Below are 15,223 nucleotides of genomic sequence, written 5' to 3'. Positions count from 1 at the left end.
TCGATCATTCTTGACGGTATCAATGGTTTGCAGGTCAGAGCGATAAACAACTATTTCGGCCTTGGCGACATCAATGCCAACAACCGTTTGCGAGGTAAGGATTGTCATGACGAATCCTCGGAGCTAGGGTTTAGGTGCTTGTCGGGGTCTACCTTTGCGCTGGCTTGCCTCTATCGTCGGTCTTGCCGATGAATTCCTTATCGGCGCTTTAGGTAGAAAGGGCGGGACGAGAAGTCTCCCACGGTCCGTACTGGCTAGAGTCGGAATCGAGCTTTTAGTCCCGCCCACCCCTTCAAGTCTAAACATACAAGCGAGCTTGCTCGCGATGAAGACAACTCGGTCCGATTTGTTTGCATACATGGAGATTCACCAGCGAATGCCCTTATCATGCCGCCCATGATTAAAGATCCCTTTGCCCGACTGGGCCTGGACCGCGAGGTCCTGACTGTCAGCCAGCTCAACGGCCGTGCGCGGGTGTTGCTTGAAGACGTGTTCAGCAACATCTGGGTCGAGGGCGAAATCTCCAACCTTGCCCGTCCGGCCTCCGGCCATGTGTACTTCACCCTCAAGGACAGCGGTGCCCAAGTTCGTTGCGCGCTGTTCCGGCAGAACGCCGCGCGGGTGCGCCAGGCCTTGAAGGATGGGCTGGCGGTGAAAGTACGCGGCAAGGTTTCGCTGTTCGAAGGCCGGGGCGATTACCAGTTGATCCTCGACACCGTGGAGCCGGCCGGCGATGGCGCCCTGCGCCTGGCCTTCGATGCCCTGAAGGAAAAACTCAGCGCCGAGGGCCTGTTCAGCGCCGAACGCAAGGTGCCGTTGCCGGCCCACCCACAACGCATCGGCATCATCAGTTCGCCCACGGGCGCGGTGATCCGCGACATCATCAGCGTGTTCCGCCGCCGGGCGCCGCAGATCGCCCTGACCCTGATTCCCACCGCCGTGCAAGGTCGTGAAGCCACCGGGCAAATCGTCCGCGCCCTGAAACTGGCCGATGCCCGTGGCTTCGACGCACTGATCCTGGCCCGGGGCGGCGGTTCGCTGGAAGACTTATGGTGCTTCAACGAAGAAGCCGTGGCCCGGGCGGTGGATGCCTGCGTCACGCCAATCGTCAGCGCCGTCGGCCATGAAACCGACGTGTCCATCAGCGATTTCGTCGCCGACGTGCGCGCCCCGACCCCGTCCGCCGCCGCCGAACTGCTGGCACCGGATGCCGGCGACCTGGTGCGCCGGGTCGAAAGCCTGCATCGCCGGTTGGTGATGCGCATGCGCGACCGGCTGATGCGCGATCAACTGCGCCTCGAAGGCCTCACCCGGCGCCTGCGTCATCCCGGTGAACGCCTGCGCCAGCAAGCCCAGCGCCTCGACGACCTGGACATGCGCCTGCGCCGGGCCTTCGAGCGCAGCCTCAATACCCGCCGTGAACGCTTGATCCGCCTGGAAACCCGCCTGGCCGGGCAACATCCGGGCCGGCACCTGGCGTTGCTGCGCCAGCGCCTGGACAGCCTCGCCGAACGCCTGCCCCGGGCCATGCGCGAAGGCCTCAAGGCGCGCCGGGTGCAACTGCACAACCAGATGCAGACGCTGCACATCGTCAGCCCCCTGGCGACCCTTGGCCGCGGCTACAGCATCTTGCTCGACGAACGTGGTCATGCGATCCGCAGCGCCGGGCAAACCCAGACCGGCCAGCGCCTGACCGCCAAGCTTGGCGAAGGCGAACTGCTGGTGCGGGTCGAAGACAATCACCTGACGCCAGTCACCCTTTCTTTACTGGACTGATTCATGCCGCTCTATCTCGCCCCACTGCTGTTGCTGTGCCTGACGTTCAATGCCCATGCCGACAGTTACATCACTCGCTTGTTGAACAAGCCGGTGCCTGGCGGCGTGGCCGTGGTGGACCTGGGCAGCGCGGCCCAGGCACCCAAAGCCACTTACCAGGGCAAGCCGGTGCTGGTGGTCAAGGAACAGCAGAACTGGCTGGCGATTGTCGGCATTCCATTGACTGTCCAACCCGGCACCCAACAGATCAGCAGTGGCGGCGGCACCCAGCCGTTCGTGGTCGGCTATAAAAAGTACCCCGAGCAACACATCACCCTGGCGAATAAACGCCAGGTCAACCCGAACCCGGCGGACCTCAAGCGCATCGACGCCGAGCTGGCGGTACAACTGAAGGCCTATCGCAGCTTCAGTCCGAACATCCCCAGCAACCTGCTGCTGGACAAACCGGTCAACGGCCCGCTGTCGAGCAAGTTCGGCGTGCGCCGCTTCTTCAACGGCGAGGAGCGCAACCCCCATGCCGGCCTGGACTTCGCCGTGCCCGCCGGGACACCGATCAAGACCCCGGCCGCCGGCAAGGTAATCCTCACCGGCAATTACTTCTTCAATGGCAACACGGTGTTCGTCGACCATGGCCAGGGTTTCATCAGCATGTTCTGCCACATGTCGAAGATCGACGTGAAGGTCGGCCAGCAACTGGCCCGGGGCACCGTAGTGGGCAAGGTCGGCGCCACCGGCCGCGCGACCGGGCCGCATATGCACTGGAATATCAGCCTGAACGATGCGCGGGTGGATCCGGCGATTTTCATCGGGGCGTTCCAGCCCTGAGATGTGTGCTGAGGCGACTGGCCTCATCGCGAGCAAGCTCGCTCCCACAACGGGATTTGTTGTGAATACATCTCTCGCAACCCACAGAGATCCCCTGTGGGAGCGAGCTTGCTCGCGATGACGACAGCCGCATCGCCACCGCCCGTGAATTGCCAAGCTCAAAACATCGACGCAATTTCCAATATCGACATCTCGAATATGCGCGATTAAATCTCGCAAACCCGCTCAAAAACAGAAGTTCTCTCAATTTTTTCCGACTGCTTGCGATCCGCCGTTCACGCGGTTAGGGTTGGAGCATGAAAACCTCTCACACCCTCATCCAGCTTCGCCAGCACCGCAGCCTGTGCCTCGTCAGCGCACGACTGCCGGGCTGAATCGCGGCACCTCGTCCAGGCTTCAAGCCACCCCATTCGAACCACCGGCAGGCCGCCTTTTTCCGGCCACGACAATAAGGATTTCCCCATGAGCATGCTCAAAGACCCGTCTTCCAAATACCGTGCCTTCCCGACCATCAACCTGCCGGATCGCACCTGGCCATCGAAGACCATCACCGCCGCGCCGATCTGGTGCAGCTCCGACCTGCGCGACGGCAACCAGTCGCTGATCGAGCCGATGGACGCGGTCAAGAAGCTGCGTTTCTGGAAAACCCTGGTCGCGGTGGGCGTGAAGGAAATCGAGGCATCGTTCCCGGCCGCTTCCCAGACCGACTTCGACTTCGTCCGCACCCTCATCGAAGAAGGCCACATCCCGGACGACACCACCATTCAGGTGCTGACCCAGGCTCGTGAAGACTTGATCGCCCGTACGTTCGAATCCCTGCGCGGTGCGAAAAAAGCCATCGTCCACCTGTACAACGCCACCTGCCCGTCATTCCGCCGCATCGTGTTCAACCAGGACAAGGAAGGCGTGAAGGAAATCGCGGTGAACGCAGCCAAGCTGTTCGTCAAATACGCCGCCCAGCAGCCGGAAACCCAATGGCAGTTCGAATACTCGCCAGAAACCTTCAGTGCCACTGAGCTGGAGTTCGCCAAGGAAGTCTGCGACGCGGTGATCGAAGTCTGGAACCCGACGCCCGAGCGCAAGGTGATTCTCAACCTGCCCGCTACCGTGGAAGTCGCCACCCCGAACATCTACGCCGACCAGATCGAGTGGTTCCACCGCAACATCACCCGGCGTGACAGCGTGCTCATCAGCCTGCACACCCACAACGACCGTGGCACCGGCGTGGCCGCCACCGAGCTGGGCCTGATGGCCGGCGCCGACCGTGTCGAAGGCTGCCTGTTCGGCAACGGCGAACGCACCGGTAACGTCGACCTGGTGACCGTGGCGCTGAACCTCTACACCCAGGGCATCAACCCGGAGCTGGACTTCTCCGACATCGACGGCGTGCGCAAAGTGGTCGAGGAATGCAACCAGATCCCGGTGCACCCGCGTCATCCGTACGTCGGCGACCTGGTCCACACCGCGTTCTCCGGCTCGCACCAGGACGCCATCCGCAAGGGCTTCGCCCAGCAGAAACCGGATACCCTGTGGGAAGTGCCGTACCTGCCGATCGACCCGGCCGACATCGGCCGCAGCTACGAGGCGGTGATTCGCGTCAACAGCCAGTCGGGCAAAGGCGGTATCGCCTACCTGCTGGAACAGGAATACGGCATCAGCCTGCCGCGTCGCATGCAGATCGAGTTCAGCCAGGTGGTACAGCGCGAAACCGATCGCCTGGGCCTGGAAATGACCGCCCAGCAGATCCACGGCCTGCTGCAGCGTGAATACCTGCAAGCCAACACCCCGTACGCGCTGGTCAGCCATCGCCTGCAGGAAGAGAACGGCAACAGCGCCGTAGAGGTGGAAGTGGCGAGCAAGGGCCAGGGCGAGACCAACCTGCACTGGCGCGGCAAGGGCAACGGCGCCCTGGAAGCGCTGGTGGCCGGCCTGCCGATTCCGGTGGAGATCATGGACTACAACGAACACGCCATCGGCGCCGGCACCAATGCCAAGGCGGCGGCCTACATCGAACTGCGCGTCAACGGCGAGCGTGCGGTGCATGGCGTGGGTATCGATGAGAACATCACCACGGCGAGCTTCAAGGCGCTGTTCAGTGCGCTGAACCGCTCGCTGAGCCAGCCGGAAGCCAAGGCGGCCTGATTCCTGGGCTGAAATGCAAAAAGGCCCCGGGGTTGAACCCTGGGGCCTTTTTGTTTGGCCGATGATTGAGTGCTGGCTGTACAGGCCTCATCGCGAGCAAGCTCGCTCCCACAGTGGATTTATGGTAGCCACAGATCCACTGTGGGAGCGAGCTTGCCCGCGATGGCGGCCTGTCAGACAACCAAAGTCAGGCATGGGTATCGACAGAAACGGTCATGGCCTGCAACAGCGACGCCCGCAAGGTTTGCAGCATCGCCTGGGTCCCCATGATCTGGGTCTGGATAGCCATGGCTTGCTGGAGCTTCTGCTCTTCATTGGCCTGGCTCTTCTGCACGCGGGCCAGTTGGGCTTGCTGCTGGGCCAGCAGTTTTTCGGCCTGCTCGATCTGCTTTTTCAGCTGTTCGATAATGTCCCCACCGCCGCTGGCGGGAGCGCCGGCGACATTCGCGCCGCGGGTATCGACCTGCAGTGTCTTGTCTTTGTCGTCGGCGTCAGTCGATGCCACTGGACTGACCGCTTTCTCTTCTTCAGCCCCGCGGATGGAAACTTTAGGGGCTGACAATGGATAAGGGTTTACGGTGGTTGCGCTGATACTGGTCATAGGGACTTCTCCTTGGCTGACCGGTTATCGGCACGCAACAACGTTCCTTGAGGCTGAATCGTTTCAATTCGTGAATTCGAAGCGATCGGCATCCAGGTTCGCCGGAAACCGCGTGCGATACGCCGCCAGGTCCGCCGCATTCAAACACACGGTGAACACGCCATCCGCGTCGCCGGCGCTGAGCAAGGTTTCACCCTGGAAATCCAGCACCTGGCTGTCGCCGGTGTAGGCGAAGCCCTTGCCGTCGGTGCCGACGCGGTTGACCGCCGCCACGTAGCACAGGTTCTCGATCGCCCGGGCCGGCAGCAGCCGATTCCAGTGCATACGCCGCGCTCCGGGCCAGTTGGCGGTGTACAGCAGCAGGTCGGTGTCCTCGGCATCGCGGCTCCACACCGGAAAGCGCAGGTCGTAGCAAATCAACGGGCGAATCCGCCAGCCCTTGAGCTCGAACAGTACCTGTCGCTCACCCGGCGTGTAGTGGTTGTGCTCGCCGGCCATGCGAAACAGATGGCGCTTGTCGTAATGCAGCACTTCACCGTCCGGTCGCGCCCACAGCAGGCGATTGCGATGGCTGCCGTCGCCGGCCTGGACGATCACGCTCCCGGTGATGACAGCATCCAGTTTCGTCGCCAGGTTTTTGAGCCAACGGCTGGTGGGGCCGTTTTCCGGCTCCGCCAGGGTCTCGGACTCCATGGAAAAACCCGTGGTGAACATTTCCGGAAGGATGATCAGGTCCGCCCCGCGCGCCTGCTCGAGCAGCGCTTCGAAATGTTCCAGGTTGGCCTCGCGGTCGTGCCAGGCCAGGGTGGTCTGGACCAGGGCAATGTCGAGGTCCGGCAACGCACTCAAATCACGCATAGTTTTTCCGCCGCTTCGCGCAGCGTCTCCTCGCGTTTGGCAAAGCACAGGCGCACCAGGCGCTGGCCTTGGGGTGGGTCCTGGTAGAACACCGAGATCGGAATCGTCGCCACGCCATGCTCGCGGGTCATCCACACCGCCATGTCGACGTCATTGAGGTCCGGGCGAATCCGCGAATAATCCACCAACTGGAAATAAGTGCCGGTCACACGCTTGAAGCTGAACCGTGACGGGGCCAGCAGATCGCAGAACAGGTCGCGCTTGGCCTGGTAGAAGTCCGGCAGTTCGTCGACGTGTTCCGGATGTTCGGCCATGTAGTCGGCCAGGGCGTACTGCAACGGCGTCACGCCGCAGAAACTGACGTACTGGTGCACCTTGCGCAGCTCTGCCGTCAGGGCCGCTGGCGCCACCACGTAGCCGGTTTTCCAGCCGGTGACGTGGTAGGTCTTGCCGAACGAACTGACCACGAAGGCGCGGCGGTACAGTTCTTCGTGGGCCAGGACACTGGCATGGGCGACGCCGTCGAACACCAGGTGTTCGTAGACCTCATCGCTGACCAGGTAGATGTCACGGCCGCGAATCAGTGTCGCCAATTGATCGAGTTCGGCACGGCTGATCAGGGCGCCGCTGGGGTTGTGCGGCGAGTTGAGGATGATCATGCGCGTGCGCGGGCTCAGGGCTTCGCCGAGCTTCTCGAAGTCGATGGCGAAGTCATCCAGGCCCAATGGCACGTGCACGCAGCGCCCACCGGCCAAGAGAACGGAAGGCTCGTAGCTGTCATAGCTCGGATCGAAAACGATCACTTCGTCACCGCTGTGGACCACCGCCGCGATGGCACAGAAAATCGCCTGGGTCGCGCCAGGGGTCACGGTGACCTCTTGATCGGCATCGACGTTGGCGCCGTAGCTGCGGGCGATCTTCGCCGCGATCTGCTGGCGCAGCGCCGGCAGGCCGGTCATCGGCGAGTACTGGTTATGGCCTTGAGCAATGTGCCGGCCAACCGCATCGCGCAGGGCCTGCGGGCCATCGAAATCGGGAAAGCCCTGGGACAGGTTCAGCGCGCCCGTCTGCGCGGCGAGCTGGGACATCTGGGTGAAAATCGTGATGCCGACGTTCGGCAACTTGCTGGTGATCATGGAAGGTCCCTGCTCTGCACCCGGCTCTGGTGCGGCGCGGGAGAGCTCGAGGATAGCCCAATCGCCAGGCATGAAAAAGGGTGCCACAAAGGGCACCCTTCTCACACTGACACAACTCATACCCTGTGGGAGCGAGCTTGCTCGCGATGGCGGTGGATCAGCCTGCATCCCTGTTGATGTACTGCCGCTATCGCGAGCAAGCTCGCTCCCACAGTGGATCTGCGGTGACTATCGATCAGCGCTTGTCGCGGCGCTTCTTGTCGGCCTTCTTGTGGTGCGACATCAAGCGGCGCTTCTTGTTGACCTGGCGGTCGGTGAGCGTGTTCTTGTTGCCTTCGTACGGGTTCTCGCCGCCCTTGAACTCGATGCGGATCGGCGTGCCGACCAGCTTCAGGACGCGACGGTAGGTGTTTTCCAGGTAACGGACGTACGACTTGGGCACCTTCTCGATCTGGTTACCGTGGATCACGATAATCGGCGGGTTGGCACCGCCCAAGTGGGCGTAGCGCAGCTTGATCCGACGGTTGTTGACCATCGGTGGCGCGTGCTCGCCTACCGCATCTTCGAGGATCTGGGTCAGGCGGTTGGTCGGCCAGCGGGTGACCGCCGACTTGAACGAGTTCTGCACCGAAGCGTAGAGGTTGCCCACGCCCGTGCCGTGCAGGGCCGAGATGAAGTGGATGTCGGCGAAGTCGACGAAGAACAGCCGGCGCTGCAACTCCACCTTGACGAAATCCCGCTCGCTCGGCGTCATGCCGTCCCACTTGTTGATCGCGATGACCAGCGCACGCCCGGCTTCCAGGGCGAAGCCCAGCAGGTTCAGGTCGTGATCGACCACGCCTTCGCGGGCGTCCATCACGAAGATCACCACGTTGGCGTCTTTGATCGCCTGCAAGGTCTTGACCACGGAGAACTTTTCAACTTCTTCGTGGATCTTGCCGCGCTTGCGCACACCGGCGGTGTCGATCAGCGTGTACTTCTCTTCGTTACGCTCGAAGGGAATGTAGATGCTGTCACGGGTGGTGCCAGGCTGGTCGTAGACGATGACCCGGTCTTCACCGAGCATGCGGTTGACCAGCGTCGACTTGCCCACGTTGGGGCGGCCGATGATCGCGATCTTGATCCCGTCTTTTTCGCTCGGGCCCGGAATGCGCTTGGCTTCCTCGCCCTCGGCAACGATCTCTTCCTCGCCCTCTTCCGGCTCTTCCGCGTCGTCCTTGGGGAAACTCTCCAGGGCGATTTCCAGCATCTGGGTGATGCCACGACCGTGGGCGCCGGCGATCGGGATCGCCTGGCCCATGCCCAACGGTGCGAACTCGGCGCGGGCCATGTCCGGGTCGATGTTGTCGACCTTGTTGGCGACCACGTAGGAACGCTTGTTACGCTTGCGCAAATGCTCGGCGATCATCTGGTCGGCGGCGGTAAAGCCCGCCTTGGCGTCTACCAGGAACAGCACCACATCGGCTTCTTCAATGGCGAGCAGCGACTGCTCGGCCATTTTTTCGTCCATGCCATGTTCATCACCGGAGATGCCGCCGGTGTCGACCAGAATATAGGTACGCCCTTGCCACTTGGCCTCACCGTATTGGCGATCACGGGTCAGACCGGACAAGTCGCCGACAATGGCGTCGCGAGTCCTGGTCAGGCGGTTGAACAAGGTGGACTTGCCGACGTTCGGTCGGCCCACCAGGGCGATTACGGGAACCATGCGGCTCTCCACTTCGTTATTTCAGAAAATACAAAAGCCGCTGCGAGGCAGCGGCTGGTGCTCGGGGCAGTCTGTGCAAGCCCTGCAAACCTTGAGAACAAGGCCGCTTGGGGGGATTAGCCCCAAGCATAGTCTTACTTGATGGTCAGGGCTTCCAGTTTGCCGCTGTTGCCATACACATAGATCATGTTGCCCACCACCAGCGGACGGGCACGCAGGCCGTCGCTGTCGATGCGCTCACGGCCGACGAAACGACCGTCCACCTGGCTGAGCAGGTGCAGGTAACCTTCCAGGTCACCCACTGCGACGTAGCTGGAGAACACTTCCGGGGCCGACAGTTGGCGACGGGCCAGGGAGTCGTTGCTCCACAAGGCGGTGGTGGAACGCTCGTCAACGCCTTCGACGGTGCCCGAGGACAGGCTCACGTAGACGCTGCCAAAGCCTTGGGCGACACCGGCGTAGCTGGACGCATCGCGCTGCCACAACGGACGGCCGCTTTCCAGGTCCAGTGCCGCCACGCGGCCCTGGTAGCTGGCGACGTACAACGTACCGCCGGACAACAGCAAGCCGCCGTCGATGTCGACCACGCGCTCCAGTTCCGAACGACCTTGTGGGATCGCCACGCGCTGTTCCCAGACCGGCACGCCGTTGGAAATATCCAGGGCTACCACTTTACCGGTCGACAAACCAGCCACCGCGAGGCGGTTGGTGACGACAGGCGCGCTGGTGCCACGCAGGGTCAGCACCGCCGGGGTACTGTCGTACACCCAGCGCTGGTTACCGGTGGCGGCATCCAGGCCGATCAGACGGTCGTCCTGGGTCTGGACCACCACCACGTCACCGTTGGTGGCCGGCGGTGCGAGCACTTCACTGGTCACCCGGGCGCGCCATTTCTCTTCACCGCTGCTCGCGTCAAGGGCGACGATCTCGCCCTTGAGCGTGCCGATCATGACCAGGCCGTAACCCACGCCAACGGCGCCGGAAACGGGCAGTTCAAGATCTTTCTTCCATTTGACGTCGCCGTTGCTGCGATCCATCGCCATGACCACGCCCGTGACGTCGCCGGCATAGATGGTGTCGCCATCGATGGCTGGCACCAGCATGTTGTAGGTTTCACCCTGGCCATCGCCGATGGAACGGCTCCACTGCTTCTGCAGCACGACTTCTTCTTTGAAGTCGGTCAGTTCGGCTGGCGGCAGTTCTTTCTTGCTGTTGCTGCTGCAACCCGCGGCCAGAATGGCCAGGGCCAGCAATGCTGCATGTTTCCAACGGATCACGTCACGCATCCCCTTTGGCCAGGTCGTCCAGCTTGATTTGCAGGCCACCGACTGCGGCTTCATCCGACAGCGCAGCCTTGGCTTTTTGGTAGGCCGCATAGGCCTCATCGGCACGACCGAGCTGTACCAGCAGGTCGCCCTTGAGTTCTTCGCGGGTCGCCAGGAACGCCTTGTCGGCATCGCCGTCGAGCAGTTTCAAGGCGTCTTCGGCCTTGTTCTGTGCCGCCAGTACCTGTGCCAGGCGCTGACGCGCCACTTCGCCCAGGGTCGGGTTGGCCGGTTTGTCGACGATACCTTTGAGCTCGGTGGCCGCGTCGTCCAACTTGCCGCTGTCCACCGCCACCTTGGCCACGAACAGGCGACCGTACTGCGCGTAAGCAGTGCCGCCGAATTCCTTGTCCAGCTTGCCGGCCAGGTCCGCCACGCGGGCCGCGTCAGGCTTGCCGTCCGGGGTCAGGGTGGTTTCCAGCAATTGCTGGTAGAGCACCGAGGCGCCTTGCGACTGGTTGCTCTGGTATTTCTGGTAGGCCTGCCAGCCGAACACGATGACCAGCGCCAACAGGCCGCCAGTGACCAGCGGCTTGCCGTTGCGCGTCCACCAGTCCTTCAAATCCGCCAGCTGTTCATCTTCGGTACTCGACACCCCAATACTCCTTAATCGCTAAATCGGCTGTTTGACAGCTTCAACCCTGCACGACGCAGGTGGCCAGGTGTGCAGCAAGCGCATCCCAGGCAATGCTTTGTTGTTCGCCCTGGCCACGCAGGGGTTTGAAACCTACCACTTGTTGGGCCAGTTCGTCGTCACCGAGGATCAGTGCATACAGCGCACCGCTCTTGTCGGCCTTCTTGAATTGGCTCTTGAAGCTGCCGGCGCCGGCGTTGATCTGCAAGCGCAGGTTGGGCAACTGGTCGCGGATCCGCTCGCTCAGCGACAAGGCGGCCAGTTCGGCGGCCTCGCCAAAGGCGCACAGGTAGACGTCGACCTGGCGGGACAGTTCTTCGGGTACCTTGTCCAAGGCTTCCAGCATCAGCACCAGGCGCTCGATGCCCATGGCAAAGCCCACGCCCGGGGTCGGCTTGCCACCCATCTGCTCCACCAGCCCGTCGTAGCGGCCGCCGGCACAGACGGTGCCTTGGGCGCCGAGTTTGTCGGTGACCCACTCGAAGACCGTCTTGCTGTAGTAATCCAGGCCGCGAACCAGCTTGGGGTTGATCACGTAGGGAATGCCCACGGCGTCCAGGCGCGCCTTCAGCCCTTCGAAGTGCGCACGGGATTCGTCGTCGAGGTAGTCGGCCATTTTCGGCGCGTCGACCAGGACCGCCTGGGTGTCGGCATTCTTGGTGTCGAGCACACGCAGTGGATTGGTCTTCAGACGGCGCTGGCTGTCTTCGTCGAGCTTGTCCAGGTGCGCGGAAAGAAACGCCACCAACGCTTCACGGTAGCGGCCACGGGACTCACTGGTGCCCAGGCTGTTGAGCTCGAGCTTGACCGCATCACGCAGCCCCAGCTCGCCCCACAGGCGCCAGGTCATGACGATCAGCTCGGCGTCAATGTCCGGGCCCTCGAGGTTGAACACTTCCAGGCCAATCTGGTGGAACTGGCGATAACGACCTTTCTGCGGGCGCTCGTGACGGAACATCGGGCCGATGTACCAGAGCTTCTGCACCTGGCCGCCGCCGGTGATGCCGTGTTCGAGCACCGCACGCACACAGGCCGCCGTGCCTTCGGGGCGCAGGGTCAGGGAATCGCCGTTGCGGTCGTCGAAGGTGTACATCTCTTTTTCGACGATGTCGGTCACTTCACCGATAGAGCGCTTGAACAGCTCGGTGAACTCGACGATTGGCATGCGGATCTGCCGGTAACCGTAGTTATCCAGCAGGCGCGCCACAGTGCCCTCGAAATAACGCCACAGGGGCGTCTGCTCGGGCAGGATGTCGTTCATGCCACGAATGGCTTGCAGGGACTTGCTCACAGGTAATCCTTAAATTCGTTCGACTCAACCACGCGCAATCACTGCGGCGTCGGCTTCGACCTTTTCGGCCGCTTTCTGGCGAATCAGCCGTTCCAGCTCATCCACCAGATTGTCATTCGTCAGTTTCTGCGACGGCTTGCCGTCGATGTAAATCAGGTTCGGTGTACCGCCAGTCAGGCCGATATGGGCCTCCTTGGCTTCGCCCGGGCCGTTGACCACGCAACCGATCACCGCGACATCCAGCGGCACCAGCAGGTCTTCGAGGCGCCCTTCCAGTTCGTTCATGGTCTTGACCACATCGAAGTTCTGCCGCGAGCAGCTCGGGCAGGCGATGAAGTTGATGCCACGGGAACGCAGGTGCAGGGACTTGAGAATGTCGTAGCCGACTTTCACTTCCTCGACCGGGTCAGCCGCCAACGAGATGCGGATGGTATCGCCAATCCCTTCGGCGAGCAGCATACCGAGGCCGACGGCGGATTTCACCGTGCCCGAACGCAACCCACCAGCTTCGGTGATGCCCAGGTGCAGCGGCTGGACGATTTCCTTGGCCAGCAGGCGGTAGGCTTCGACGGCCATGAACACGTCGGACGCCTTCACGCTAACCTTGAAGTCCTGGAAGTTCAGGCGCTCCAGGTGCTCGACGTGGCGCAGGGCGGATTCCACCAGCGCAGCCGGGGTCGGTTCGCCGTATTTCTTTTGCAGGTCTTTTTCCAGGGAACCGGCGTTGACGCCGATGCGGATCGGAATGCCCCGGTCGCGGGCGGCATCCACCACGGCGCGGACCCGGTCTTCGCGACCGATGTTGCCCGGGTTGATGCGCAGGCAATCGACACCCAGCTCGGCCACGCGCAGGGCGATGCGGTAGTCGAAGTGAATGTCGGCGACCAAGGGAACCTTGACCAGTTGCTTGATCTTGCCGAACGCCTCGGCGGCGTCCATGTCCGGCACCGATACCCGCACGATGTCGACACCGGCGGCTTCCAGGCGGTTGATCTGCGCGACCGTGGCGGCCACGTCATTGGTGTCGCTGTTGGTCATGCTCTGCACAGCGATAGGCGCATCGCCGCCCACGGGCACGTTACCGACCCAGATCTTTCGGGATTCGCGACGCTTGATTGGAGATTCGCCGTGCATGACTTATTGACCCAACTTCAGGCGAGCGGTCTCGCCACTGGTGAACGGAGCGATGTCGACCGGCTGGCCGTTGTAGCTGACCTGCGCGCCACGGGCATAACCCAGGCGTACGGCAAACGGCGGTTTGCCGTTGACGGCGGTGCTGTCGCCCTTGCGCTTGAGGCCGCTGAACAGCACCTTGCCGTTGCCGTCGGTGATCTGCGTCCAGCAGTCGGCGACAAACTGGATCTGCACCTGGCCTTCACCCGCGACTGGCGCCGGGGTCGGGGCCGCTGGAACTGCCGGGGCGACTGGAGCGGTAGGCGCGGCGTGGGTCGCAGGCGTGGTCGGTGCTGGCGTGCCCGGTGCGGCCGGTGCCGTGGCAATCGGTGCGCTGCCGGTGTTCGGGGCAGCCGGTGCTGTCGGTGCCGGGGCTGGAACAGCCGGCTCGGCACCGGCCTGGGCATCGGCGTCGTCCTGGCTTTGTGGCAACGCCAGGGTGGTTTCGCCTTCGGCCTGGCCTTCGACGACAGCCTGGTCTTCCGGCTCGTCCAGCGGATGGATCTGGGTGGTGCCGTCAGCGCCCTCGACCTCGACGTGCTCGGGGTTCATGGCGACGGGCTCCTTGTTGCGCAGGGACGCCTGGTCCTGCCACCAGACAAAACCGCCACCGATCACCGCGATCAGCAGCAACAGGCTGACGATTCGCAAAATGGTGTGGGAAACACGAACCGGCTCCTCGATGCGCCCCAGGCTGTGCACGTTGCTGCCCTGGGCATCGGAGCCGGTGTATTGATCGAATTGCTGGACCAGCACGGTCTGGTCCATGCCGAGCAACTTGGCATAGGCGCGGATGTAGCCCCGGGCGAAGGTGTGCCCGGGCAGCTTGTCGAACGCGCCCGCTTCCAGATTGCCGAGGGAAGCCACGGTAAGATTGAGCTTGAGGGCCACTTCGGCCAGCGACCAACCATTGCTTTCGCGGGCTTGACGCAGGGTCTCACCGGGATTTACGCGAGTCGCTGCTACAACTTCGGGATGCGCCGCTTTCATCATTGCTCCGACAGGTATTGCTGATATTCCGGCGTACCGGGATAGAGTCTTTTGAGTTGCAAGCCGTAACTCGCAGCTTTGTCGCGATCTTCAAACACATGTGCCAGCCGAACGCCGAGCAATAGACTACGTGCATTTTGCTCGCTCAGCAGGCTAAAACGCTCGTAGTAGTCACGGGCGGGCACATAATGCCTGTCTTCGTAAGACAACTCAGCCATTTCCAGCAGCGCCCGTGGTTGCTGGCGGTTGAGCCGCAGCGCCTTTTCGAGTTGCTGGCGGGCCAGGTCACGCTGGCCCAACTGCGCGGCCGTCATGCCGAGGTTCTCGAACACCCGCGAACGCTCGGGGTAAAGGGTATCGGCGGCAGCCTGCTCGAAGCGCTCGTAGGCTTCCTTGTAGCGTTTCTGCTCGAAAAGAAAGCTGCCGTAGTTGTTCAGGATCCGTGCATCCTGGGGCCGGCCGGACAGCGCCTTGCGAAAATGCTGGTCGGCCAGTTCCGACTCCATCTCGGCCTGGAACACCAGGGCCAGGGCCGCGTTGGCATCCGGGTCGGAATCGTCCAGCTCCAGGGCCTTCTTGAGCGGCACCTTGGCCCGTTCGGTCATGCCCTGCTGCAGGTAGCCGATGCCCAGTTGCACATAGGCCACACGTGCCTCGTCACGCCCTTTGCTGGTCTTCATCGGGTTGTAGTCACCCGACAGGACACAACCGGAACACAGGCCGGCCAACAGCAAAACGAGCGCGAAGCGCAGGGACATGGAGTT

Annotated in this window: 13 protein-coding genes; 3 read left to right on the top strand and 10 right to left on the bottom strand. The window is 62.5% G+C overall.

Going from position 1 to position 15,223, the window contains the following annotated elements:
- Positions 1 to 396 precede the first annotated feature (396 nt).
- The 3 genes from xseA (at position 397) to leuA (ending at position 4,743) form a co-directional block, all read left to right on the top strand.
- The gene (gene xseA, locus BLQ55_RS24405) at positions 397 to 1,776 is read left to right on the top strand and encodes an exodeoxyribonuclease VII large subunit (protein WP_092202346.1); all 1,380 of its coding nucleotides are present in this window, start codon (positions 397 to 399) and stop codon (positions 1,774 to 1,776) included.
- A gap of 3 nt (positions 1,777 to 1,779) precedes the next feature.
- Positions 1,780 to 2,601 (top strand): peptidoglycan DD-metalloendopeptidase family protein, encoded by an 822-nt coding sequence (locus BLQ55_RS24400; protein ID WP_092257669.1) that lies wholly within the window; start codon positions 1,780 to 1,782, stop codon positions 2,599 to 2,601.
- 462 nt (positions 2,602 to 3,063) lie between these two features.
- Positions 3,064 to 4,743 carry a 2-isopropylmalate synthase gene (leuA, locus tag BLQ55_RS24390; RefSeq protein ID WP_060739084.1) on the top strand — a complete coding sequence of 560 codons (1,680 nt, stop codon included), beginning with the start codon at positions 3,064 to 3,066 and terminating at the stop codon, positions 4,741 to 4,743.
- A 187-nt stretch (positions 4,744 to 4,930) separates the two neighbouring features.
- Here the strand turns inward: leuA and BLQ55_RS24385 are convergent, their stop codons facing one another.
- From BLQ55_RS24385 to pilW, 10 genes are all read right to left on the bottom strand, one after another.
- The gene (locus BLQ55_RS24385) at positions 4,931 to 5,344 is read right to left on the bottom strand and encodes a hypothetical protein (RefSeq protein WP_092257667.1); all 414 of its coding nucleotides are present in this window, start codon (positions 5,342 to 5,344) and stop codon (positions 4,931 to 4,933) included.
- 63 nt (positions 5,345 to 5,407) lie between these two features.
- Entirely contained in the window at positions 5,408 to 6,202 is a 795-nt protein-coding gene (locus tag BLQ55_RS24380; RefSeq protein ID WP_092257683.1) for an amidohydrolase, read from the bottom strand.
- Positions 6,190 to 7,338 carry a pyridoxal phosphate-dependent aminotransferase gene (locus tag BLQ55_RS24375; RefSeq protein ID WP_092202354.1) on the bottom strand — a complete coding sequence of 383 codons (1,149 nt, stop codon included), beginning with the start codon at positions 7,336 to 7,338 and terminating at the stop codon, positions 6,190 to 6,192. Before BLQ55_RS24375 ends, BLQ55_RS24380 begins: the two co-directional genes overlap by 13 nt.
- Positions 7,339 to 7,573: 235 nt before the next feature.
- A complete protein-coding gene (gene der, locus BLQ55_RS24370; protein WP_053118638.1) occupies positions 7,574 to 9,046 on the bottom strand; it encodes a ribosome biogenesis GTPase Der in 1,473 nt (490 codons plus the stop codon).
- A gap of 134 nt (positions 9,047 to 9,180) precedes the next feature.
- Positions 9,181 to 10,332 carry an outer membrane protein assembly factor BamB gene (gene bamB / locus BLQ55_RS24365; RefSeq protein WP_092202356.1) on the bottom strand — a complete coding sequence of 384 codons (1,152 nt, stop codon included), beginning with the start codon at positions 10,330 to 10,332 and terminating at the stop codon, positions 9,181 to 9,183.
- Positions 10,325 to 10,966, bottom strand: coding sequence for a YfgM family protein (locus tag BLQ55_RS24360; protein ID WP_014336699.1), 642 nt, complete (start codon positions 10,964 to 10,966; stop codon positions 10,325 to 10,327). The genes bamB and BLQ55_RS24360 overlap by 8 nt, the downstream gene beginning before the upstream one ends.
- A gap of 40 nt (positions 10,967 to 11,006) precedes the next feature.
- A complete protein-coding gene (hisS, locus tag BLQ55_RS24355) occupies positions 11,007 to 12,296 on the bottom strand; it encodes a histidine--tRNA ligase (RefSeq protein ID WP_092202358.1) in 1,290 nt (429 codons plus the stop codon).
- Positions 12,297 to 12,320: 24 nt separating this feature from the next.
- Positions 12,321 to 13,430 carry a flavodoxin-dependent (E)-4-hydroxy-3-methylbut-2-enyl-diphosphate synthase gene (gene ispG / locus BLQ55_RS24350; protein WP_003185136.1) on the bottom strand — a complete coding sequence of 370 codons (1,110 nt, stop codon included), beginning with the start codon at positions 13,428 to 13,430 and terminating at the stop codon, positions 12,321 to 12,323.
- Positions 13,431 to 13,433: 3 nt separating this feature from the next.
- A complete protein-coding gene (locus BLQ55_RS24345) occupies positions 13,434 to 14,459 on the bottom strand; it encodes a RodZ domain-containing protein (protein ID WP_092257664.1) in 1,026 nt (341 codons plus the stop codon).
- Positions 14,459 to 15,217 carry a type IV pilus biogenesis/stability protein PilW gene (gene pilW, locus BLQ55_RS24340; RefSeq protein WP_072408090.1) on the bottom strand — a complete coding sequence of 253 codons (759 nt, stop codon included), beginning with the start codon at positions 15,215 to 15,217 and terminating at the stop codon, positions 14,459 to 14,461. Before pilW ends, BLQ55_RS24345 begins: the two co-directional genes overlap by 1 nt.
- Positions 15,218 to 15,223 lie beyond the last annotated feature (6 nt).

The sequence above is a fragment of the Pseudomonas sp. NFACC13-1 genome (genome assembly GCF_900104425.1).
GTDB classification, from domain to species: Bacteria; Pseudomonadota; Gammaproteobacteria; order Pseudomonadales; family Pseudomonadaceae; genus Aquipseudomonas; species Aquipseudomonas fluorescens_AA.
This window is presented reverse-complemented; position numbering and strand designations above follow the sequence as displayed.

Excerpts from the sequence above, each read along its gene's own strand:
- BLQ55_RS24345 (WP_092257664.1), bottom strand. The coding sequence starts at position 14,459 with ATGAAAGCGGCGCATCCCGAAGTTGTAGCAGCGACTCGCGTAAATCCC.
- BLQ55_RS24400 (WP_092257669.1), top strand. The coding sequence starts at position 1,780 with ATGCCGCTCTATCTCGCCCCACTGCTGTTGCTGTGCCTGACGTTCAAT.
- pilW (WP_072408090.1), bottom strand. The coding sequence starts at position 15,217 with ATGTCCCTGCGCTTCGCGCTCGTTTTGCTGTTGGCCGGCCTGTGTTCC.
- der (WP_053118638.1), bottom strand. The coding sequence starts at position 9,046 with ATGGTTCCCGTAATCGCCCTGGTGGGCCGACCGAACGTCGGCAAGTCC.
- bamB (WP_092202356.1), bottom strand. The coding sequence starts at position 10,332 with ATGCGTGACGTGATCCGTTGGAAACATGCAGCATTGCTGGCCCTGGCC.
- ispG (WP_003185136.1), bottom strand. The coding sequence starts at position 13,430 with ATGCACGGCGAATCTCCAATCAAGCGTCGCGAATCCCGAAAGATCTGG.
- xseA (WP_092202346.1), top strand. The coding sequence starts at position 397 with ATGATTAAAGATCCCTTTGCCCGACTGGGCCTGGACCGCGAGGTCCTG.
- BLQ55_RS24380 (WP_092257683.1), bottom strand. The coding sequence starts at position 6,202 with ATGCGTGATTTGAGTGCGTTGCCGGACCTCGACATTGCCCTGGTCCAG.
- BLQ55_RS24375 (WP_092202354.1), bottom strand. The coding sequence starts at position 7,338 with ATGATCACCAGCAAGTTGCCGAACGTCGGCATCACGATTTTCACCCAG.
- leuA (WP_060739084.1), top strand. The coding sequence starts at position 3,064 with ATGAGCATGCTCAAAGACCCGTCTTCCAAATACCGTGCCTTCCCGACC.
- BLQ55_RS24385 (WP_092257667.1), bottom strand. The coding sequence starts at position 5,344 with ATGACCAGTATCAGCGCAACCACCGTAAACCCTTATCCATTGTCAGCC.